The organism is Nakamurella sp. (assembly GCF_048594475.1).
Taxonomy (GTDB): Bacteria; Actinomycetota; Actinomycetes; order Mycobacteriales; family Nakamurellaceae; genus Nakamurella.
On sequence record NZ_JBMDXT010000111.1, the window covers coordinates 18527 to 38143 of the forward strand.

Below are 19617 nucleotides of genomic sequence, written 5' to 3' on the forward strand. Positions count from 1 at the left end.
ACTATCTCGATGGCGGCCTCGCACGCTCGGCCAACTATGTGGTCGACGTCAACGCGATGGATCCGACGTTGGTGACCGCGGGACCGGCGACGGGCGGGGAACCGTCCGTCGCCGGGTCCGGCAGCACGGTCGCCCCGGGTGATCCAAGCCCGCGGGAGATCGCCCGGGCGCCGGCCACCACCGCCGGGCCGACCCGGGCCGGGTCGAAGCTGCCGGCCCGCATCACCACCGAGAGCGACGCGATGACGGCGTCGGATTCACCACGCACCGGGGCCGCCACCGCGACCAGCGGTGCGGGTGCGCCGCGGCGCAAGGTGATCACACCGTTGCGCCGCACGTCCGCGAGGGTTCGCCGCAGGGCGGTCGCGTCGACGCGGACCTGCTCGGGGACATGCATCAGCGGTCGCTGCAGGATCTCCTCCTGCCGTTCGGGGTCCATGTGGGCCAACAGCACCAACCCCGAGGCGGTCGAGTGCAGCGGCATCCGGCCGCCCACCCGATACAGCACGGGGACCGCCGCCCGACCCGACAACCGTTCCAGCAGGACCGCCTCCGTGCCGTCCAGGACCACGAGCAGGACGTGCTGCTGGGTGGCCGCCGCCAGGTCCCCCATCACCGGCATCGCCACGTCCCGAAGGCCGAGGCTGCGGGACAGCGAGGCGATCTCCCACAAGCGCACACCGATCACGTACTTGGTCCCTCGCCGTTCCAGGGCGCCCAGGGTGACCAGCCGCCGGATCAGCCGCAGCGCGGTGCTGACCGGCAGGTCGGCCCGCCGGGCCAGCTCGCTCAACGACAACGTCCGGTTGCCCGGGTCGAAGCTGTTCAGCAGGGCGAACGCCCGATCCAGGACCGGGTCGGCCGGCCCTTCCTGGCCCCCGGGTCGGCCGGCCATCGGACCTCCCTCGGGAACGCAGCTCTCGACGACGGTGTACGACAGACGCAGGAAAATTCTATCACTGAGCGGCAAACCGGGTGGTCAGCGAAATTGTCGCTGCGACATCATCGAGTTCGCCGCGCTGCCGTCCGGCGAGCGTTCCCCATCCGATCAACGTTGTTTGGAGCAGTTCCGTGACCGTCATCGAGTCCTCCACAGATCCTGTGCTCCGTGTGCCGGTCCTGATCGCCGGTGGCGGTCCGACCGGGCTGTCCGCGGCGATCGAACTGGCCGAGCGCGGGGTGGCCAGCATGGTGGTCGAACCCCGGGTGAGCGTCGATACCGACCGCCCTCGGGCCAAGACCACCAATGCCCGCACCATGACGCACCTGCGACGCTGGGGGCTGGCCGACACCGTGCGGGCCGCGGCTCCGCTGCCGGTGGACTACGCCCAGGATGCGGTCTTCGTGTCCACGCTGATGGGTCAGGAAGTCACGCGGTTCTCGGAGATCTTCCAATTGACCGTGCGCCGCCCCGATCAGGCGCCCGAGCGCGGCCAGCAGGTCGGGCAGCCGGTGATCGAGGAGGTGCTGCGGGCCAAGGCCGCCGGTCTGGACCTGATCGACCTGCGGCTGGGCGCCCGGGTGACCGAGGTGCAGCAGGGTGACGGCGTCGCCTGCGCCGCCGTCGTCGACGCCGACGGATCCACCCGGACCGTCGAGGCAACCTACCTGCTCGGGTGCGACGGCGGCGGCAGTGTGGTCCGGCCGGCGCTCGGGGCGACGTTCGAGGGTGGCTCCGGCGCCCGGCCGAATCTGTCGATCCTGTTCTCCGCGCCGGGACTGGCGGAACAGGTGCCCCATCAGGGCGCGATCCACTACTGGGTGCTCGCCCCGGGCGCGGGCGGCATCGTCGGACGGATGGACCTGAAGGACACCTGGTGGGCCATCGTGCAGGGCGTCGACGTGTCCGCCGCCGAGGCCGACCCGGTCGGCATGCTGCACACCCTCATCGGTGACGACGTGCCGGTGGAGGTGATCGCCACCGATCTGTGGAACTGCCGGATGTTGCTGGCCGACCGCTACCGGTCGATCGACCGGCCGAACCTGTTGATCGCCGGCGACGCCGCCCACCTGAACCCGCCGTGGGGCGGCCACGGCTTCAACACCTGCGTCGGCGATGCGGTCAACGTGGCGTGGAAGCTGGCCGGAATCCTGCAGGGCTGGGCCGGTCCCGCGCTGCTGCCCAGCTACGAGTCGGAGCGTCGGCCCGTGGCGGCCCGCACCATCGCCGACGCGTCGGCCAACAACAACGCGCTGGCGCACCACTTCGCCGACGAACTCCTGGGCGTCGAGGGTCCGGCCGGGGACGCTGCCCGCGCCCAGGCGGCGGTCGAACTGCAGGTGAAGAAGAGCGAATTCCACTCGCTGGGACTCGTTCTCGGTTACTCCTACCACGGGTCGCCGGTGGTGACCGACGACGGCACGGACGCCCCGGGTGACGATCCGATCCAGTACACCCCGTCGGCCCACCCCGGCTGCCTGCTGCCGCACGTGTGGCTGCGGGACGGCCGCTCGGTCTACGACGCGCTCGGAGCGGGATTCACGCTGCTGGTCGGACCCGGAGTGGACGCCGAACCCGCGGCGACGGCCGTGCATGCGGCGGCCGCCGAACACGGGATCCCGCTGACCGTGCTGCCGCTGGCCGATGCCCGGACCGAGGTCGGCCCGGCCGACCTGCGGGCGCTGTGGGGTGCCGACCTGGTGCTGGTCCGTCCCGATCAGCACGTCGCCTGGCGCGGTGCCGACCCGGCCGCGGCCGCGGCCGGTCTGCTGCGTGCCGCGGGCTGGTGACCCGATGAGCACCAACAACTTCCGCGACCACCTGCTGCCGGCCGACGATCCCCGGCTGACCGACCTGCGCGGCCTCACGGTGCGCGAGTACGCCGAGTACGCCACGACCGACCGCTTCGCCGGACCGATGATCAGGGGATGGGCCGCGCTCTATCCCCAGCCCTTCCACGGGGTCACCGCCGACGGCACCGTCGTGCCGGACCTGTTCCACCTCGGTGACGTCCGACCGGGCGAAGAGGCCCCGACCAAGGACATGGTGGTGGCCGCCGAATCCCTGCTCGCCACCCTGGATCAGACGAGCCGCGCCCGCGTGAGCTACCCGGTGGACGCGCACGAATGGCGGTCCTGGGCCAACCCGGAGTTCCTGCAGCACGACACCGGAGTGCGCCTGGACGAGATGGGCACCGCGACCCGGGACGCCGCACTGGCCCTGCTGGCCGCGACGCTGAGCCCGGCCGGGTTCGCCCTGGCCCGGACCGCGATGCGGATCAATGGGTATCTCGGCGACATCGTCGGACTGCCCCAGTTGATGAACGAGTTCAGCTACAACCTGGCCATCTACGGGGAGCCGTCACCGACCGAGCCGTGGGGATGGCAGTTGTTCGGGCACCACCTGGCGCTCAACGCCGTCGTCATCGGGCCGCGGCTGGTGCTCACCCCGGTGTTCTTCGGCGCCGAACCGAACACCACCGACGACGGCGATCCGGCCGGCCCGTTCGGATCGCGGATCGCTCTGGCGCGGGCCGTGATGGCCGCGCTCCCGGACGACCTGCGGGACCGGGCCGTCACCTACCGACAGATGGTGGACCCGGCGATGCCGGAGGGCCGGCTGCACCCCGGGGACGAACGCACGCTGGCCGGGTGCTTCCAGGACAATCGGGTGATCCCATACGAGGGGATCAGGGTGACCGACATGACCGGCCCGGCGGCCGGCCTGGTCCGGGAGATCATCCGGGACGCCCTGTCCTACCTGCCCGCCGGGCCGCTGGCCGCCCGGCTGCGCGAGGTCGAGGACCACGCGCAGGACACGTGGTTCTCCTGGATCGGCGGCTGGGCCGACCCGGAGCCGTTCTACTTCCGCATCCAGAGCCCGGTGCTGCTGCACGAACTCGACCACCACTGCGGGGTGTTCCTGGACAACACCGAACCCGCACCGTTCCATATCCACACCACCGTCCGCACACCCAACGCCGGGGACTACGGCAAGGCGCTCCTTGCCCGACGGTCTCCCGCCGGGACCGACTCCACCGCAGGGGAGCACCGATGACCTTCGAATACCTGATCAAGCCCGGCCAAGGTCCGCAATGGAAGGGTGTCCTGCCCGGCAAGCCCGAGCCGTACGTGCTGCGGCGCGGGGAGGGCGAGCACGCCATGCTGTTCGGTGACCTGTTCACCGTGCTGCTGTCCGGCGACGAGACCGACGGCCAGTTCGGTGTGATCACCAGCGACTCACCCGTCGGGGATATCATCCCGACCCACTCGCACGACGAGACCCACGAAACCTTCTACGTGCTCGAGGGCAAGGTGCGGCTGTTCTTCACCGACGCCGGCGGTACCAAGACCAGCCGGCTGCTCACCCCCGGCGACTTCGCATACGTGCCGGCCGGCACCCCGCACGCCTACCGGGTGGAGGAGGCGGCGCGGATGATGGGCACGATGACCGGCGGATTCGAACGGTTCTTCCAGCACATGGGCACGCTCACCGACCACAACACCAAGGAGCAGCCGCCATTCATCCCGGATTTCGGCCGGATGAAGGCCGCCGCCGGGGACCACCGGATGGCGTTCATGCCCGACTACCAGTGGCCGGACGCCTGATGACGCCTCCCGCATCGGCCGGGACGCCGACGCTGCCGCTCCCCGGGCCCCGGGTCGAGTGGGCGGCGTTGCCGCCCGCCCGGACCACCGCCGACGGGGTGCGGGTCCTCGCCGGCGTCCCGTACGCCGGGCTGCCCGGGGCTCGACCGCTGGAGCTCGACCTGTGGCTGCCCGCCGCACCCGGGACGGCCGCGACAGCCGTCCCGGCCGTCGTGTTCCTGCACGGCGGCGGCTGGCGGCTGGGCAGCCGGCACAGCGTCGGCCCCGCCTATGCCGGCGAGTCACCCTCGCCGTTGGAACGGCTGGCCCGGTCCGGGATCGCGGTCGCCAGTGTGGACTACCGGCTTTCCGGCGAGGCGGTCTTCCCCGCCCAGCTGCACGACGCGAAGGCCGCCGTCCGATGGCTGCGGGCCCGGGCCCCCGAACTGGGCATCGACCCGGACCGGATCGCCGCCTGGGGCGAATCGGCCGGCGGGCATCTGGCCGAACTGCTCGGGCTCACCGCCGGTCATCCCGTCCTGGAAGGCGCCGTCGGGGTCGACGGTTCCGCCGGCGAGTTGTCCAGTTCGGTGGCCGCGGTCGTGGCCTGGTACGCACCCTCCGACGTCGCGGCCGTCGCGGCCGATGCCGGCGCCGACCCGCTGGACGCCACCACCCGCGAAGCGCAGTTGCTCGGCGCGCCGGCCGCGGCCGTGCCCGACCGGGCCGCGCTGGCCAGCCCGATCGGTCACGTCCACCCTTCCGCGCCGCCGATGCTGCTGTTGCACGGCCGCGCGGACCGGTTCGTGTCGTGCCGGCAGAGCGAGCGGCTGCATGCCGCCCTGGTCGCCGCCGGCGTGGGCGCCCAGCTGCACCTGTACGACGACGCCGACCACATGTGGCTCGGCGCAACGGATGCCGCCGCCGACGCGGTGACCCGAACGATGACCTTCCTGCACCACCACCTTCGCGGAGAGCACCCATGAGAATCGTCGGCATCGACCGGCCCGGCACGCCCGGGGTCGAGGTCGCCACCCTGTCCGAGAACGGCGACACCGTCACGGTCATCGCGACCCTGCCCGACTACTGGGTCGACCCGGCCGGGTACCTGGCCCAGGAACCGGCCGGGCCCACCCTGGCGACCACGTCCGTCCGGCTCGTGCCGCCGGTCCTGCCCGAGGCGCGGGTGATCTGCATCGGACTGAACTACCTCAAGCACGTCGCCGAGGGGTCGTATAAGGATCAGGAGCTGCCCGAGCACCCCACCCTGTTCGCGCGATGGAGCCGGTCGCTGACCGTTGACGGCGCCGAGGTGCCCGTCCCTGCCAACGAGGACGGATTGGACTGGGAAGGCGAGATCGTCGCCTGGGTCGGTGCCCGCCTCGTCGACGCCACCCCTGACGAGGCCCTGGCCGCCGTCGTCGGATACTCCACCTTCAACGACCTCACGGCCCGACGCGCGCAGAAGCTCACCTCGCAGTGGATATTGGGGAAGAACGGCGACCGGTCCGGGCCGCTCGGGCCGATGGTCCCCGCGGCCGACGTGGGCGACCTGCGGGACGGACTGCGTCTGCAGACCCGGGTCAACGGCGTCACCGTCCAGGACGGCACCACCGACCAGATGGTCTACACCGTCGGTGACACTCTGGCCCACATCTCCCGGACGTTCACCCTGGAGCCCGGTGACCTCCTGGCCACCGGAACCCCGTCCGGCGTCGGTTACGCCCGCACCCCACCCTGGCTGCTCCAACCGGGGGACGTCGTGGAGGTCGAGGTCGACCGGCTCGGCACCCTGAAAACCATGATCGTGGGCCCCCACGAGCGCAAAGATCCGGCATGAAGACGATTCCAGACTGACCTGTACCAAACCGGGCTCATGCCAAGAGACATCATGTACATGCCCCGCACACTCGGCACTCCGACATCGGTCACCGGCCGCGTGGTCGCCATTCTCGATGTGTTCACCGACGAACCCGACGCACTGCCGCTGGTCACCATCAGCGAGCGTTGCGGTGACCGCTGTCCACCACCTGTCGGCTGGTCACCGAACTCCTCGCTGGGCGGCTCCTGAGCAGAAACGAGGACCGGGCCTATCGTCTCGGCCCCCGGATCTTAGAGTTCGGCCGACCGCGTCCACAGGGACTACCGCGCTGACGGGGTCAGCGGAGGACTGCGACTCCGACCGCGCCGCCAAGGTGGACCGGCGGACCCCGTCCTTGCTCGCCCAGGCCACAGTTCGGGTCTGGCGGTCCGTCCCCGGTCACCGGCCAACCGGGAACGGGCCGTTTCGATTCCGTTCCTCGGGGTGAATCGATGGCCCGGCGGAGGCGGTGGGTGATCCTCGATGGTCCCTTCCCGCCGGACGTCAGTTCGCTGGGAGCGGTGCGCGGAGGTGCTGGCCCAGGAAGTCGATGGTCCGGCGGAGCGCGTCGATTGCGGCTGGTGGGGAGCCAAGCCACATGTGGTCGGCGTCGTCGTACAGGTGGAGGCTGACGTCGACGTCCCTAGCGGCGAGGGCGGCATGCAGTCGTTCACTCTGCCGGTGGGAAATGAAACGGTCGGCCCGCCCGTGCAGCAGCAGGAACGGGGGCGCTCCGCCGTGCACGTGGTTGAGCGGGCTGGCCTGGGCGGCCAGTTCGGGAACGGAGACGGCCGGGGCCCCGAGTAGCATTGCCTCCCTGGTTGTTTCGTCGAGCGGGTCGGCGTGGGCGTCGGTGGCGACCGCAGCCAGATCGCTGGGCCCGTACCATGCGACGACCGCACTGACGTGGGTAGCCGGTCCGGTCGCTCCGACTTCGCCGTCCAGAGCAGCCCCGGCCAGGCCGAGTAGTTCGGCGAGGTGCCCGCCGGCCGATTCGCCCCAGGCGGCGATCCGGTCCGGGTCGACGCCGAGTTCGGTGGCCCGGGCCCGCAGCCACCGGACTGCGGCATTCGCGTCGTGCAGCTGGGCGGGGAAGACCGCCTCGCCGGAGAGCCGGTAGTCCACGCTGGCCACTGCAATGCCGGCTTGAGCGACCATCTCGAAGGGATTCGGCGAGGCGCCGGCGTAGGCCGGGCCTATTGTGTGCCGACTGCCCAGGCGCCATCCGCCGCCGTGAAAGAAGATCACCAACGGGTGCAGTGTGGTGCTGGCGGGTGGGAGCCACAGGTCCAGCTCGAGGGGTCGGGCGCCGGGCAGGCTGCCGCAGGGAACTCCCGCGAGCATCCGGACCCCACCGGCGGCGGGCCGCGCGGGCGGCAGGGGTGCCGTTTCCACCGGTGGAGGGGAGGCGCACCCGCCGGCGAGTCCGGCCGCGGCCGTCGGTGGACGACCAGCCGGCGCCGGCTCAGCGGCCGGGAAGCCGTCCGCGGGTGGAACTCCATCCGGGGCAGCCGGATCCGGACGGTCGACCACCGGCGCACAGTCCGGCGACGATCCGTCCACCTCGGATGTCGGGGTGGAGCCGGCGGGTCCGTCGGCGACGGCGGCGACCGGTGCCCCGGTGGCCGGGGAGTCGCCGGACGGGGTGCAGTGGCCGCGGATGAACGAGTACTTGAACCGAGAGGCGCAGGAGGGTGGGGACCACCCGTTGGTGCATCCAGCTGGTGCGGCGCAGGCGTTGGCGATCCCGCGGTCGCAGGCGGACCGGATGTTCCTGGTCGCCGAGACCCAAGGTGTGCTGAGTCCGCAGCAGGTCGACGGTTCCCGCCGGCTGCTCACGACCAGCCCACCGTCGACGCCGATCCTGACTGCTGGAGGTTCCCGCGGATGACGACCACCGAGAGCAAGACCACGAGTGCGCCGCGGACGGCGCGGTTGGCGCGTCGGTCCCGCCGCGCTGAACTCGACCGAACGCTGCGGTAGGACGCCGCTGCTGTCAAATGCTGCTGTCTAAACGGCCAGCAAGATCACCAGGGATCAACTACATGGCTTCTGACCTGCGCAAACACTGCGCGCCCGGAGGGATTCGAACCCCCAACCTTCTGATCCGTAGTCCCGGCGGAGGTCAATCAGCCTGTGTCGCAGGGTCTCTGACGTGCGGCGACGTGTCTGCCGGTGTCGGGCAGGATGTGTCGAAATCGGCACCTATTGCTGTCAACTGCTGCTATCAAGTTCGCTTCCGGACCCCTGGGATCGCAACCACTTCGGCAGCAGTTCCGCAGACCCTCACGGCGCCTTCAAGTATGCCACCGGGCGACGCTGATGTCCGCGGCTGATCGTGCACAGACGACAATGGACGAATGCGGTGAGGCTCGTTCGGGTGACGACCTGAGTGGGCTCTTGGCGGCGGTCGCCGACGAGGGATGGGGCGGCGACGCGGGCCGACGGGCGGTCGGCATCATGCGGTCCGCGTGCCGGCGGGAGGCGATGCACTGGACCCGCAGGGCCGGCTGGCTGACCGACGAGGGACTGTCCGAGGTGTGGGAGCAGTTGGATCGGCTCGTGCGTGCGGGCCGTTTCGCCGACGCGCCCGGGCTGCTGCGGGTCGCGGTCCGCCGGGCGTACGCGGCGGAGGCGGCGGCCGCGCAGACGTGCATGGGGTCGGCGTCGACCCGGGGTCTGATCGGCGCGGTCCGTCGCGCCGACGTGCATGCCGTCACTGGCCTCGACGAGGAATCGCAGGTGGTCGAAACCGGTGGGTCGAGTCGGCCCGCGGCGCCGGCCTGGATGCGGACCGTGGCGGCGGTGCTGGCGATGGAGGGCTGGTCGTGGCCGGTCCCCCCTCTTGATGCGGTGATGGCGTCTGCGGCCGGCGCGGCGAGCACGTCCCGGCGGTGTCGGTCGACGATGGCCGCGCACCGGACGGGGGTGCCGGCGGCGACGTGGTCGGCGCTGGAGCTGTTGACGTTGGGGTCGGGGCCGGGGTGTCGTCCTGAGGCGCGGGCGACCGGGGCCGCGATGCAGATCGATGCCTTGGGCGCGGCCGGCGTTCGCGCCAACCTGGAGCTGATGCGCGTGGTCCGGGCGGCCGTCGAGGGGCGTCCGGTTCGGACGGGTCGGAAGCGGGCGGCGTGATGGCCCTGCACTCCGTCGACGGGCCGGACGCCTTCGGTGCCGATGAGGGCGTCGACGTCGATGCGGATGCCGGGTTTTTCGACATGTCGCCGGCCGGCGCCGAGCAGGTGACCCTGCAGATCCGGTCGATGATGGAACGGGCGTGGGAGTACATCGCCATCGCCTACCAGGGCCGCGCGCACATCGCGCTGGGCTACGAGACCTGGGACGAGTACGTCGACGACCGCCTGAGCGACCTGCGGCTCACCGTTCCGCGTCAGGAGCGAGGCGCAGTGGTGCGGTCGTTGTCGCGGGCGCAGATGTCGCTGCGGGCGATCGCGAAGGTCCTGGGCGTCGACGTGGCGACGGTGCACCGGGCGCTGGGCGGGACCGACCCGGCCGGCCGGGCAGAACGTGACGGGGCCGACGAGGCCGCGCCGATCCGCGGGCGTGATGGCAAGCAGTACCCGCGCCGGCGCCGGCCAACGGCAACGCCTTGCGCGATCTGCGGCGAGGTCCACGACGGGGACCCAGACGAGTGTCCGTGGGACCTGTTTGCGCAGGGGCTTGGCCCGCGGCCGGAGCGCCGGGATGGCAGGTCTGGTGCGTCGGTGGATGACCGGCAACGTGGGGAAATGGTGGAGGTCAAGGCGGATCGCCCCGACGACACTGGCGCAGATTCGTCTCCGCAGTCAACCACCGCCGACGAGGTACAGGCTGCGACGATCCTGGACTCTGTGACACGAGCGGTCTGCCTGGTCGACGAACTGGCCATGCTGCCCGAACTGGTCGACGAGATCGAGGTCTCCGATGTGGCAGCGGGGCCGGCTGAGCTTGCGGCCGGCATCCGCGAACTGGTCGAACACCTTCGGGTCCAGGCCGCGGCGATCGGCTCCCTGGCCGATCGGCTCGAAAGGATCGCACCGACGAGGTGATCTGGGTTTCGCGCCCGATGCGAAGTTGAAAGGCGTCGTCCGACGACGCCGTCTCACCGGGCAGCACCTGGGAACAATCCTTGGCGCAGTTGCATAGCTCGATACTCTTGGTCGGGGCAGGGAGGTGTCCGCCGCATCTGATGCGGCAATCGCGCCCGGGCCGGTTCCACTGGCCCGAGACCTGGCCGGCCGGTTGATGGCGCCCGGCACGCGCATCTCCCTCGATGTCCTGGTGGCCGACTTCAAGCGGGAGAAGACTCCCGAGTCGATTCATGACGCCTACCAGGCCCTACCAGGCCGTGTCCTTGGCCCGATGTATATGCGATCTTCTCCTCCTACCTGCGTCATCGCGCGGAGGTGGAAGCATTCACCTGGCGGAGCAGGAACGAGAGGGCCGAGATCCGATCCAGGATCGAGGAGATCGATCCGTCGGAGGGCCTGCGCGCCAGGCTGCTGGCCCGACTTGACTCGTGAGTCCGCGCTTCCTCGCTGACGAGAACATCAATCAGGACCTCAACATCGCAGAGGTCCGGCGGCGAGCGGCTACTAGCCGTTCTTGATCGAATGGAGCACCTATTCGGTCGGCTCGCCAGAAGGAGGAGGGGTGGAGTCGGTCGCGTCGCTGCGCTGAGGCCGTCTAACCCGACCTTTAATGAAGAGTCTCCTGTTCTCCCATGTAATAAGATGGACATTGACTGTGGGATCGATCTCTGAATGATAGATGGGATCGTCACCCTCGGGAGCCAAAGCATCCCACCAATCATTGTAGAATTCGGTCATCCTCCAGCCGGAAGTGCGCGAGGTGTAGCTCCCTAGGCCGACCATCCGCACCGCCAGGTCCGACATCCCCGCGCCAACCGATTCCACTGCCTGACCCAATCGTGTACGCAATTCGATAACAGCGCCGTGCGTCAAGGCGAAGTGCAGGTAGCGCCCGACCGGTTCGTCGAAAGGAGCCGAGTCACCCAAGAGCAGACTTTCCATGAAAGCGGCGATTGCGCGATCGATCAAAGTTCGATTGACGGATTGAACCCAATCCTTCGTGCTCGCGGCGAGATGTTGTCGCCGTGAAACACTATCCCACAAGTCCAGTGCTGATGAAGTGGGAAGGACCGCGAGTTCGCGTACCAACTCCTCCGCGGAATTGGTCGATTCGAGGCCTGCAATTAAGTCTGCCGCCCAATTGACTAGGCCGTCCCGAGCATTGAAAACAAGACCGTATTCTTGGCCCATCTCTGGAATGCACTGGATCAGGATTCGGATAAGGGCCAGCCGCTCTTCGGCCGTCCGGTCGGTTGGGAGGCTGCTTGCGGCACCTTTGGAGATCGCGAGATAGACCTTTCCCTCTTCTGGATCGAGGAGCCTACTTCGTAGGTAGCCCCCGTCGCCTGATAAAGCGTGAAGTACCGCATCTTGAACCGCGCGGTCGGAGACATCATGTGCCGGAATCGACATGGCGAAGTATCTATCGAAGTAGTCTTCATTGCAGACGCGAAAGCTTTCTGAATCAGAGACCAAGCCGAAGTCATTCTTTGCTCGCAGCTTAGGGAACAATTCCTTTAGGAGGGACTTTGCATCATTGTGACTCGAAGAATCCACGTCCGCGATTAACGGCTCGATGTCAGCAGGCTCGAAGGTGGGCCCCCCGCTGGCATATATCAGCTTTCCTGCATGTCCGCTGAGCAGCACTGGCTTCCACTGGGGAAGTTGTGCGTAGACGCTCGGGAACGCGACACGAAGGAGGGTGAGGAGCGTGACGTCCACGTCATCAATCTCGCCAACGTCAACCATCGGAAGGTGATGACGCAGTTGGGCAATGAACCGGTCGATCGCCCTTGGCGTCGTGAGCTGATTGCGCAATACATCTGCTACCGCAGAGATCCTGCGCGAAGTGACTTCTTGACGTCCTGCAGCCCGAAGGGCTGCATCAATGCCCTCCTCAAGGCGCTTAATCAGTTGATATCCAAGTAGGGGTGGCACGACCAGCGGATATTGGACAATCTTCTCCATGAATTGCTGAGCAGCCTTGATGTCGTCGTTCAAACTTGCTCGTAAGGCGCGAAAGATCGTCCCTTCATCGTATGCAAGCAGATACTGAACGCCCGGGAATCTACCAAGAAGTCGAACGACCTTCAGGAGGCCAAGTAATTCCTCAATTTGCAGACGATCAATATCATCCGCCACGATGAGAACGGGAGTCTGGATATCGCGAAGGGTTGCCGCTGCTTCTGCGAACGCCTTCTCCCAAGGGGGCGAATCCGTCAGGATCTTGCCGCCGGCCTTGATGGCTTCGGCAACAGATCCGCCTGCGAACGGAATAAGTGTTGCTGTCGGGGCTGATACTTGAGCCAGCGTTCCAAGTGCCCTTCGAAACGTTTTTCCGCGCTTGCGAGGGACTGCCTCGGATAGGCATGAGTAGAATTCGCTCAAGAGTCCCGCAGTGTCACTTGTCGACCATGGTGTGAACCTTGCGACACACCAGTCCTGATCCTGCTGTCGGAGGCTCTCGACAATCATTGCTATGAGCGAGCTTTTCCCGCTGCCCCAGGGTCCCGTGAGTCCGAAGACGACGCTAGAGTCCCATGAATGGCTATTCCGGATCAGGTGGGCGGCCTTTTCTGCGTAAGGTGCTCGACCGAGCCCATCCTCGGCCTTGTTATGGATTGGGTCGTCATTCCAGTTTGCCGTCACAGTTTCATTCCCGCCTTATGCAGCGAAGTTACCATATCTGAGACTGACCGAGCTATCTGTCTTTTGGGCTACCTTGCGTGCTGGACTGGGCGCATCCCGCTCGATGGCGCGACCAAATGCTCTTAGCTGCCACGTCTGCCTGGCGTCTCGATCGACGCCAGGTTTCAGCCCGAGGTAGAAGTGTTGAAGGCAATCGGCCCAGGCGGCTGCCCTTGCGTCAAGCGCTGTCCAGCCCGGGCTGCGGGCGGGCAGTCGGCCGAAGTCGATGTCGATCACTCTCCGATGGAACCACATTGTTTGGGTGCCGTTCGACCGTGTTTGTAGACCTTGGTTTGTGGTTCCGCGCCCGCCACGGATGAACCGTGGTGCGGAGCTTGGCGGAGCTTGCGTTCGTGGTGCGTATGAGCATTGACCTCGGGTGGTCTACACGTGGTTTATAGCTCGCGGATCCACTCAGCACAGGTAGGTGATGCATCCGTCGCCGGCTGATCCGGCCGAACCTGTGGGAGCCTGCTCATGCTACGAGTCCTGTCCGCCCCTGATGACACCTCCGCGCCGGCGACACCGGCGCCCGCGCCGGCTGGCGGGAGCAATCCGCTGACCGGCGCGACGGAGACGACGTTGCCGGGTCTGGCGACGTTCAAGGGCCTGGTGCTCGGCCTGATCCCGTACGCCTTGGTCGCTTGCGTCGCCGCGTTCCTGATCGGCGCGATCCTGTGGGCGGTGGGCGCGTTCGGTCACAATCCGCAGCATTCGTCGCGGGGCAAGACGACGTTGATCGTCGCCCTTGTGGCGGCGCTGCTCGTCGGCGGCGCCGCTTACCTGGTGGGGTGGTTCCACGGGATCGGCGAGACGGTGTCGGCGCCGGCGGCGGTGACGCACCTGTTGGAGCCGGCCGCTTCGTTCGTGTCGGTCTGAGGCCGCGGCGATGTTGACTCCCGAGCGCCCGAACGGGCGCCGGCGGTGGCTGCTGGTGACCGCCGGGCTTGGCCTGGCCGGCCTGGTCGTGGTGACTGCGCTGGTGGCGTTGTCATCGGATGATTCGTCGGCAAGTCGTGCGTCGGTCATCACGCCAGCGCGGTCGTCGCGGCAGGCGGTGGTTGCGTCCACCGCGCCGGTGTCGACGAGTTCGTCGGTGATGTTGCCGGGCGGCCGGCCGGACTCCGTGCTCATCGGTGGGCAGACCAACCATCTCGAGTTCGCTCGTCTGGTCGCGACGGCGCTGTGGGCGTACGACCCGTCCACGGACTTCGACGCCCGGAACCAAGATCTGCTGTTCGCGTCGGCGCCCGCCCCGTACGGGGACCAGGCCCGGCTGGCGCAGGATCTCGCGGCGCTGACTTCGTCCGGGTCGGCGCTGGACTCAATGCGGAAGAACCGAACCACGGTGACGGTGGAGCTGACCGACATCGAGGTGTCGGTGTGGGCGGCCAACCGGCTGGCCGGGATCGGTGCGTCGCCCGGGGTGTACGGGATCGACGTCACCGGTGAGCAGACCATCACCACCAAGGGCGGCCCGCCCATGGTCGTGCCGGTGCAGTTGGGGTTGACGGTGGCGTGCCCGCCGGCGACGACGTTCTGCACGTTGGACGGGGTGCTGCCGGCGCACCTGCAGGACGCGTTGGGGTCGAAATGATCTCGACCGTCCGCAAGGTCCAGTTGATCGCGCCGGCCACGGTCGTCCTGCTGGTGGCGATGGCCGCGGTCGTGACGGTCGCCGCGGTGGCGCAGCCGGACACGTCCGTGGCCGTGCCGGGCGGGTCGGCGTGTGTGCCGGTGACGGGCAGCACCGGCGGCGCCCTGGATGCGGCGCAGGAACGCAACGCGAGAATCATCATCGGCGTCGCGCTGGCCCGCGGCCTCGGTTCGACCGGGGCGGCGATCGGGGTCTCCGTCCCCCTGGCGGAGTCGACGCTGTTCAACTACGCGAACGACGGCACCTCGACCCTGGTCGGGTCGGCGGAGGGCCGGCAGCTCAACGACACTGAACGGGCGGTGGCCCGGGAATCCCTGGCGTTTCCGCATGATCGGGTCGGGAACAACCTGGACTCGATCGGTTTGTTCCAGCAGCGGCCGATGACCGGCTGGGGCACGCCGGCGGAGCTGATCGACCCGGCCACGGCGGCGGGGAAGTTCTTCGACCGGCTGGTCCAGGTGCCGGGGTGGCAGGGCATGCCGCCGTGGAACGCGGCGCAGACGGTGCAGGGTTCGCCGTCGTCGGACGGTGGCATCTACCGCGACATGTACCGGCAGGCCACCGGAATCGTCACCGACCTCAGCACTACCAGTGCCGGCGAACCCTCAGCCGCTGCGGCGGCGGCTCCGGGGTGCGGGTCGGCGTCGGTCGCCCAGGTCGCCGCCACCGGCGGTGGTGGGTCGGCGGCGTGGGGCGGGTATCAGAACGGGCGGATTCCGGCGTCGGCGTTGTGCCCGGTGCCGTCCGCACCTGCACTGTTGTTGGAGTGCCGGGCGGCGGCGGCGTTCGACCAGCTGAACACGGCGTTCAAGGCGGTGTTCGGGCAGGACATCGGGATCACCGACGGCTACCGCTCCTACGACGAGCAGGTCGCCTGCCGGGCGGAGAAGGGCAGCCTGTGCGCCGACCCGGGAACGAGCAACCACGGGTGGGCCAAGGCTGTGGATATCGGCGCCTGCTGCGCCGTCAACAGCGGCAGCGGGGCGGCGTTCGACTGGCTGACCGCCAACGCGGGCCGGTTCGGCTGGGTCCATCCGCCGTGGGCGCAACCTGGCGGGTCGAAACCTGAACCGTGGCATTGGGAGTACGGGGCGATCTCATGAATTGGCAACCTCAATCGGGCACCGAGGCGATCACCGGGTGGATCAACCAGGGCGTGCTGTTCGCGTTGGTCCTGGCGGTCGCGGCGGTGGTCGTGTGTGCGGCGACGTGGGCAATCGGTTCGCTGGCCGCGAACGGCGCTGTCGTCTCGAGGGCGCGGACCGGTGTGGCGGTGAGCCTGGCCGCCGCGCTGCTGCTGGGCGGCGGTGTCACGTACGTGCACTGGACAGACGGTCAGGCCTCCGCGTTCGCCGGCGACCCCAAGGACTACGGCATCCAGGACGCGCCGCAGACGCCGGCGCAGTGGGAGTTCATCGACCTGTCCGACCGGTGGACGGGGAACATCAACGCGGTCCGGGCCAAGGACGGCCTGCCACCGCTGAGCACGGATGGTGGGCTGGCGGAGCGGGCGCGGTCGTGCGCGAGCAGCCGCGCCGGGCAGGGCGGCGACTGCCCCCGCAACTACTTCTCCTGCCGGCAGGACACCGGGATGGTGTACGCGGCGTGGGACTACGGGCCGGGGGACCTGGACAAGCTGAACCAGGACCTGGCCGAGGACTTCATCCGGAACCCGAACCCGTGGGGCGGCAACGACACCCACCGCACCCTGGACCCGTCGGCGGATATGCGGTCGGCGTGGGTGGCGTTGCGGGACAACGCGAACAAGAAGGCCGTGGTCGTCGCCCTGCTGGAAAACGGGGCCGGGCTGGCGGAGTGGAACGAATGCGGCACCTTCCAATGACCCACCCTGAACCGATGACGACAAAGGAGCTCTCGTGACCACGATGGTGGCGGCGGATGGGGTGCAGGACTGGTTGTCCGACGCCTCGGACGACGTGCTCAAGCGGATCGCCGCCGGCGCGGTGAACGCGAACCAGTGGATGATGCTCAAGGCGATCGACCAGATCAACTCCGGGCTGCGGATCAACCTGGGCGCGGACTGGCTGCAGGACGTGCTGAGCATGATGCGGTACCTGGTCCTGCCGGTCGTGGGCCTGTTGTTCGTGTTCCAGGTGGTGACCGCGATGCTGGCCCGGTCCCCGTCCGGGCTGTGGCGGGCGGTATGGGGCAGCGCCCTGGGCTTGTTCCTGGGGTCGGCGTGCGCGGTGCTGACCGCCGGCCTGCTGCTGATCGTGGACCAGTTCTCCAACTACCTCCTCGGCGGGGCGCAGGCCGCGGCGCAGGACGGCATCAAGAAGGCGTTCGCGATGCAAGGCGCCATCGAAGGCTCCGGGTGGCTGGTCGTGACGTTGCTGGCGGCGTTCGGGACCCTGGCGTGGGCGACGATCATCGTCATCCTGTTCCTGCGGAAGGCGATGATCATCGCGACGATGGTGTTCGCGCCGTTCGCGATGGCCGGCCTGGCCTACGGGAAAACCAAGTCCTGGGCCGTCAAATGGGCCGAGCTGGTCTTCGCGCTGGCCCTCTCGAAATTTGTCATCTGCGCGATCCTGACCCTCGCCTACAGTGCGGTCGCGTCGTCGGTCACCGGGGACATCTCCGATGCCCTGTTGGGGTCGGTATGGGTGCTGCTGGCCGCGTTCAGTCCGTTGGCGGTGCTGCAGTTCGTGCACTTCGCCTCGGAGCAGATCACCGCCGCGAACTCCACCGGCACCGCCGCCGCCCTGCGAAACGCGAGCCGTGGGGTGGGGATGACCCGGCACGGCACCGCCGCCCTGGCCGGCGGCGCGGGTGCGGTCGGCGGCTGGCTCGCCGGCAAAGCCGCCACCGGCGGTAAGGCCAACCAGCCGACCAGCCCCGCATCGGCCGTCGGCGGACGACCGACCGCCGCGGCCGGCGCTGGAGCCGGCAAGGCAGGTACGGACGGGACCGCCTCGGGCGCAAACGGATCCGGAACCGCCTCGCCTTCGGCGACTGGCGGTGACGGGCCGGCGCCGGCCGCTCTGAGTGAGGTCGAGCCGGTGGGTTCGTCGCCGGCGGCCGCGACCGGATCCCCGGTCGGGGAGTCTCCGGACGGGGTGCAGTGGCCGCGGATGCGGGAGCACTTCAACCAGCAGTCCCAGGCGGGTGGGCATCACCCGACGGTGCACCCGGCCGGCGCCGCGCAGGCGTTGGCGATCCCGCAGTCGCAGGCCGAGCGGATGTTCCTGGTCGCCGAAACCCAGGGGCTGTTGGGCCCGCAGCAGGTCGACGGCTCCCGCCGGCTGCTGACCACCAGCCCGTCGTCGACGCCGATCCTGACCCCGACTCCCGGAGGCACCCGAGCATGACCACCACCGAGAAGCCCACGAGCACGCCGCGGACCGCCCGGTTGGCGCGGCGGTCCCGCCGCGGCCTGATCCTGAACCTGACCGCGCCGCAGGCCATCACGCTGATGGTCGCGATCCTGCTGGTCGCCGCCTGTGTCCCGATGCTGGGGATTAGCGCGGCGTTCTGGGTGGGGCTGCTGGTCGGCGGTCCGCTCACCGGGCTGGCGTTGGTGAGATACGACGGGTTTCCGCTGGTCGAGTGGTCGCCGATCCTGTGGCACTACTGGCGGCGCCGCCGGACCCGGCAGAACGGGTTCCGCGCCACCGCCACCCCCCGCACGGCGGGGCGGCTCGCGCTACCCGGGCAGGAAGCCCGGCTGATCACCCTGACCGCACCCGATGGGTCGGTGACCGTGCACGACCCGTGGTCCGGCGGGTACACCGCGGTGCTGCGGTTGCGGGCGCCGGCGTTCCTGCTGCTGGACCCGGAAACCCAGGACGCCCAGGTCAACGGGTGGGGGCGGGTGCTGGCCGGGATCTGCCAGTCCAACCTGATCAGCCGCATCCAGGTGCTGGAACAGTGCGTCCCGGACTCCGGCGACGGCCTGCGCGACTACCACGCGACCCACGCGCACGGGCAGGACCTCTCATCGTGGGCGGCGGAGAACTACCGGGACCTGATGGATTTGGCCGGCCCCGCCTCGTCCCGCAGCGACGTCCTGCTCGCGCTGACACTGGACTCGAAACGGTGCCGGGGCCTGGTGCGGAAGTCCGGCGGCGGGCACACCGGCGCCCTGAAGGTCCTGGCCGGGCAGCGGCGGGTCGTCGAAGCCGCGCTGGCCGCGTCCAGCCTGGCCGTCGAAGGCTGGCTCACCCCGGCCGAGTTGGCGTATGAGTTGCGGTGCGCGTACGACCCGGCGATACGCCCGATGCTGGACTACCGCCCCACCGCCGGCCGCGACCTCTCTTCGGCGGGACCGTTGGCGGTGCAGGAACACTGGGACTACCTGCGCACCGACACCGCCTACCACTGCGTGCTGTGGCTGATCGAATGGCCGCGCAGCCTGGTGTATCCGACGTTCCTGGCGCCGTTGGTGCTGACGCCGGGGATCGACCGCCGGTTGAGCCTGATATACGAACCCGTCCCGACCGGGAAGGCGCTCAAGCAGGTCCAGCACGACAAGACCGAGCTGATCTCCAACGCGCACGACCGGCACCGCCTGGGCCAGGTGGAGAACCTCGCCGACACCGACGAACTCGCGGACACGTTGCAGCGGGAGGCCGAGATCAACGCCGGCCACGGCGACATCGGCTACGCGGGCCTGCTCGTCGTGTCCGCTTCGACGTTGGATCAGTTGACGTTGGCGGTGGGGGCGGTGCGGCAGGCCGCTATCCAGGCCGGCTGCGAGGCCCGGGTGCTGGCCGGGCAGCAGATGCAGGCCTTCGCCGCCGCCGCACTCCCACTCACCCGAGGATTCTGAC

19 protein-coding genes are annotated in these 19617 nt (G+C 69.0%); 15 read left to right on the plus strand and 4 right to left on the minus strand.

Features of this window, described 5'->3' with window-relative positions; genetic code table 11:
• Positions 1-34: 34 nt before the first annotated feature.
• The gene (locus tag ACOJUF_RS05755) at positions 35-895 is read right to left on the minus strand and encodes an IclR family transcriptional regulator (RefSeq protein WP_420120906.1); all 861 of its coding nucleotides are present in this window, start codon (positions 893-895) and stop codon (positions 35-37) included.
• 61 nt (positions 896-956) lie between these two features.
• A complete protein-coding gene (locus ACOJUF_RS05760) occupies positions 957-1082 on the minus strand; it encodes a hypothetical protein (protein WP_420120907.1) in 126 nt (41 codons plus the stop codon).
• Between the two features lie 28 nt (positions 1083-1110).
• Here ACOJUF_RS05760 and ACOJUF_RS05765 point away from each other — a divergent pair, with 28 nt between their 5' ends.
• From ACOJUF_RS05765 to ACOJUF_RS05790, 6 genes are read left to right on the plus strand one after another with little or no spacing between them, the layout of a single operon-like run.
• Positions 1111-2730 carry an FAD-dependent monooxygenase gene (locus tag ACOJUF_RS05765; protein ID WP_420120908.1) on the plus strand — a complete coding sequence of 540 codons (1620 nt, stop codon included), beginning with the start codon at positions 1111-1113 and terminating at the stop codon, positions 2728-2730.
• A gap of 4 nt (positions 2731-2734) precedes the next feature.
• Positions 2735-3997, plus strand: a complete 1263-nt coding sequence (locus ACOJUF_RS05770; RefSeq protein ID WP_420120909.1) for a DUF3500 domain-containing protein — start codon at positions 2735-2737, stop codon at positions 3995-3997.
• Positions 3994-4548, plus strand: coding sequence for a quercetin 2,3-dioxygenase (locus tag ACOJUF_RS05775; RefSeq protein ID WP_420120910.1), 555 nt, complete (start codon positions 3994-3996; stop codon positions 4546-4548). The genes ACOJUF_RS05770 and ACOJUF_RS05775 overlap by 4 nt, the downstream gene beginning before the upstream one ends.
• Positions 4548-5513, plus strand: a complete 966-nt coding sequence (locus ACOJUF_RS05780) for an alpha/beta hydrolase fold domain-containing protein (protein ID WP_420120911.1) — start codon at positions 4548-4550, stop codon at positions 5511-5513. The genes ACOJUF_RS05775 and ACOJUF_RS05780 overlap by 1 nt, the downstream gene beginning before the upstream one ends.
• Positions 5510-6367, plus strand: a complete 858-nt coding sequence (locus ACOJUF_RS05785; RefSeq protein ID WP_420120912.1) for a fumarylacetoacetate hydrolase family protein — start codon at positions 5510-5512, stop codon at positions 6365-6367. The genes ACOJUF_RS05780 and ACOJUF_RS05785 overlap by 4 nt, the downstream gene beginning before the upstream one ends.
• A gap of 57 nt (positions 6368-6424) precedes the next feature.
• Positions 6425-6598 (plus strand): hypothetical protein, encoded by a 174-nt coding sequence (locus tag ACOJUF_RS05790; protein ID WP_420120913.1) that lies wholly within the window; start codon positions 6425-6427, stop codon positions 6596-6598.
• Between the two features lie 294 nt (positions 6599-6892).
• Here the strand turns inward: ACOJUF_RS05790 and ACOJUF_RS05795 are convergent, their stop codons facing one another.
• Positions 6893-7783: an alpha/beta hydrolase fold domain-containing protein gene (locus ACOJUF_RS05795; RefSeq protein ID WP_420120914.1), complete on the minus strand. Its 891-nt coding sequence runs from the start codon at positions 7781-7783 to the stop codon at positions 6893-6895.
• 265 nt (positions 7784-8048) lie between these two features.
• On the opposite strand from ACOJUF_RS05795, the gene ACOJUF_RS05800 reads away from it, so the two are divergent.
• The 3 genes from ACOJUF_RS05800 to ACOJUF_RS05810 all read left to right on the plus strand — a co-directional run bounded on the left by ACOJUF_RS05800 (position 8049) and on the right by ACOJUF_RS05810 (position 10437).
• Positions 8049-8279 (plus strand): hypothetical protein, encoded by a 231-nt coding sequence (locus tag ACOJUF_RS05800; RefSeq protein ID WP_420120915.1) that lies wholly within the window; start codon positions 8049-8051, stop codon positions 8277-8279.
• 569 nt (positions 8280-8848) lie between these two features.
• A complete protein-coding gene (locus ACOJUF_RS05805) occupies positions 8849-9523 on the plus strand; it encodes a hypothetical protein (protein ID WP_420120916.1) in 675 nt (224 codons plus the stop codon).
• Positions 9523-10437, plus strand: coding sequence for a helix-turn-helix domain-containing protein (locus ACOJUF_RS05810; RefSeq protein WP_420120917.1), 915 nt, complete (start codon positions 9523-9525; stop codon positions 10435-10437). Before ACOJUF_RS05805 ends, ACOJUF_RS05810 begins: the two co-directional genes overlap by 1 nt.
• 573 nt (positions 10438-11010) lie before the next feature.
• Here ACOJUF_RS05810 and ACOJUF_RS05815 read toward each other — a convergent pair.
• On the minus strand, positions 11011-13128 hold the full coding sequence (locus ACOJUF_RS05815) for a KAP family NTPase (RefSeq protein WP_420120918.1): 2118 nt from the start codon (positions 13126-13128) through the stop codon (positions 11011-11013).
• 621 nt (positions 13129-13749) lie between these two features.
• Between ACOJUF_RS05815 and ACOJUF_RS05820 the strand changes: the two genes are divergently transcribed.
• Genes ACOJUF_RS05820 through ACOJUF_RS05845 form a run of 6 tightly spaced genes read left to right on the plus strand, consistent with a single transcriptional unit; the run spans position 13750 to position 19616 of the window.
• On the plus strand, positions 13750-14046 hold the full coding sequence (locus tag ACOJUF_RS05820) for a DUF6112 family protein (protein ID WP_420120919.1): 297 nt from the start codon (positions 13750-13752) through the stop codon (positions 14044-14046).
• Positions 14047-14056: 10 nt separating this feature from the next.
• Entirely contained in the window at positions 14057-14764 is a 708-nt protein-coding gene (locus ACOJUF_RS05825; RefSeq protein WP_420120920.1) for a hypothetical protein, read from the plus strand.
• Positions 14761-15927, plus strand: a complete 1167-nt coding sequence (locus ACOJUF_RS05830) for a M15 family metallopeptidase (RefSeq protein ID WP_420120921.1) — start codon at positions 14761-14763, stop codon at positions 15925-15927. The genes ACOJUF_RS05825 and ACOJUF_RS05830 overlap by 4 nt, the downstream gene beginning before the upstream one ends.
• Positions 15924-16667 carry a DUF6112 family protein gene (locus tag ACOJUF_RS05835; protein WP_420120922.1) on the plus strand — a complete coding sequence of 248 codons (744 nt, stop codon included), beginning with the start codon at positions 15924-15926 and terminating at the stop codon, positions 16665-16667. Before ACOJUF_RS05830 ends, ACOJUF_RS05835 begins: the two co-directional genes overlap by 4 nt.
• A 34-nt stretch (positions 16668-16701) precedes the next feature.
• Positions 16702-18156, plus strand: a complete 1455-nt coding sequence (locus ACOJUF_RS05840; protein WP_420120923.1) for a hypothetical protein — start codon at positions 16702-16704, stop codon at positions 18154-18156.
• Positions 18153-19616: an SCO6880 family protein gene (locus ACOJUF_RS05845; protein ID WP_420120924.1), complete on the plus strand. Its 1464-nt coding sequence runs from the start codon at positions 18153-18155 to the stop codon at positions 19614-19616. Before ACOJUF_RS05840 ends, ACOJUF_RS05845 begins: the two co-directional genes overlap by 4 nt.
• The last annotated feature ends 1 nt before the right edge of the window (position 19617 follow it).

Bases quoted from the DNA above. Each gene is read 5' to 3' on its own strand.
- ACOJUF_RS05755 (WP_420120906.1), bottom strand. From the start codon at position 895: ATGGCCGGCCGACCCGGGGGCCAGGAAGGGCCGGCCGACCCGGTCCTG.
- ACOJUF_RS05760 (WP_420120907.1), bottom strand. From the start codon at position 1,082: ATGACGGTCACGGAACTGCTCCAAACAACGTTGATCGGATGGGGAACG.
- ACOJUF_RS05770 (WP_420120909.1), top strand. From the start codon at position 2,735: ATGAGCACCAACAACTTCCGCGACCACCTGCTGCCGGCCGACGATCCC.
- ACOJUF_RS05775 (WP_420120910.1), top strand. From the start codon at position 3,994: ATGACCTTCGAATACCTGATCAAGCCCGGCCAAGGTCCGCAATGGAAG.
- ACOJUF_RS05780 (WP_420120911.1), top strand. From the start codon at position 4,548: ATGACGCCTCCCGCATCGGCCGGGACGCCGACGCTGCCGCTCCCCGGG.
- ACOJUF_RS05785 (WP_420120912.1), top strand. From the start codon at position 5,510: ATGAGAATCGTCGGCATCGACCGGCCCGGCACGCCCGGGGTCGAGGTC.
- ACOJUF_RS05790 (WP_420120913.1), top strand. From the start codon at position 6,425: ATGCCCCGCACACTCGGCACTCCGACATCGGTCACCGGCCGCGTGGTC.
- ACOJUF_RS05800 (WP_420120915.1), top strand. From the start codon at position 8,049: ATGAACGAGTACTTGAACCGAGAGGCGCAGGAGGGTGGGGACCACCCG.
- ACOJUF_RS05805 (WP_420120916.1), top strand. From the start codon at position 8,849: ATGCGGTCCGCGTGCCGGCGGGAGGCGATGCACTGGACCCGCAGGGCC.
- ACOJUF_RS05810 (WP_420120917.1), top strand. From the start codon at position 9,523: ATGGCCCTGCACTCCGTCGACGGGCCGGACGCCTTCGGTGCCGATGAG.
- ACOJUF_RS05825 (WP_420120920.1), top strand. From the start codon at position 14,057: ATGTTGACTCCCGAGCGCCCGAACGGGCGCCGGCGGTGGCTGCTGGTG.
- ACOJUF_RS05830 (WP_420120921.1), top strand. From the start codon at position 14,761: ATGATCTCGACCGTCCGCAAGGTCCAGTTGATCGCGCCGGCCACGGTC.
- ACOJUF_RS05835 (WP_420120922.1), top strand. From the start codon at position 15,924: ATGAATTGGCAACCTCAATCGGGCACCGAGGCGATCACCGGGTGGATC.
- ACOJUF_RS05845 (WP_420120924.1), top strand. From the start codon at position 18,153: ATGACCACCACCGAGAAGCCCACGAGCACGCCGCGGACCGCCCGGTTG.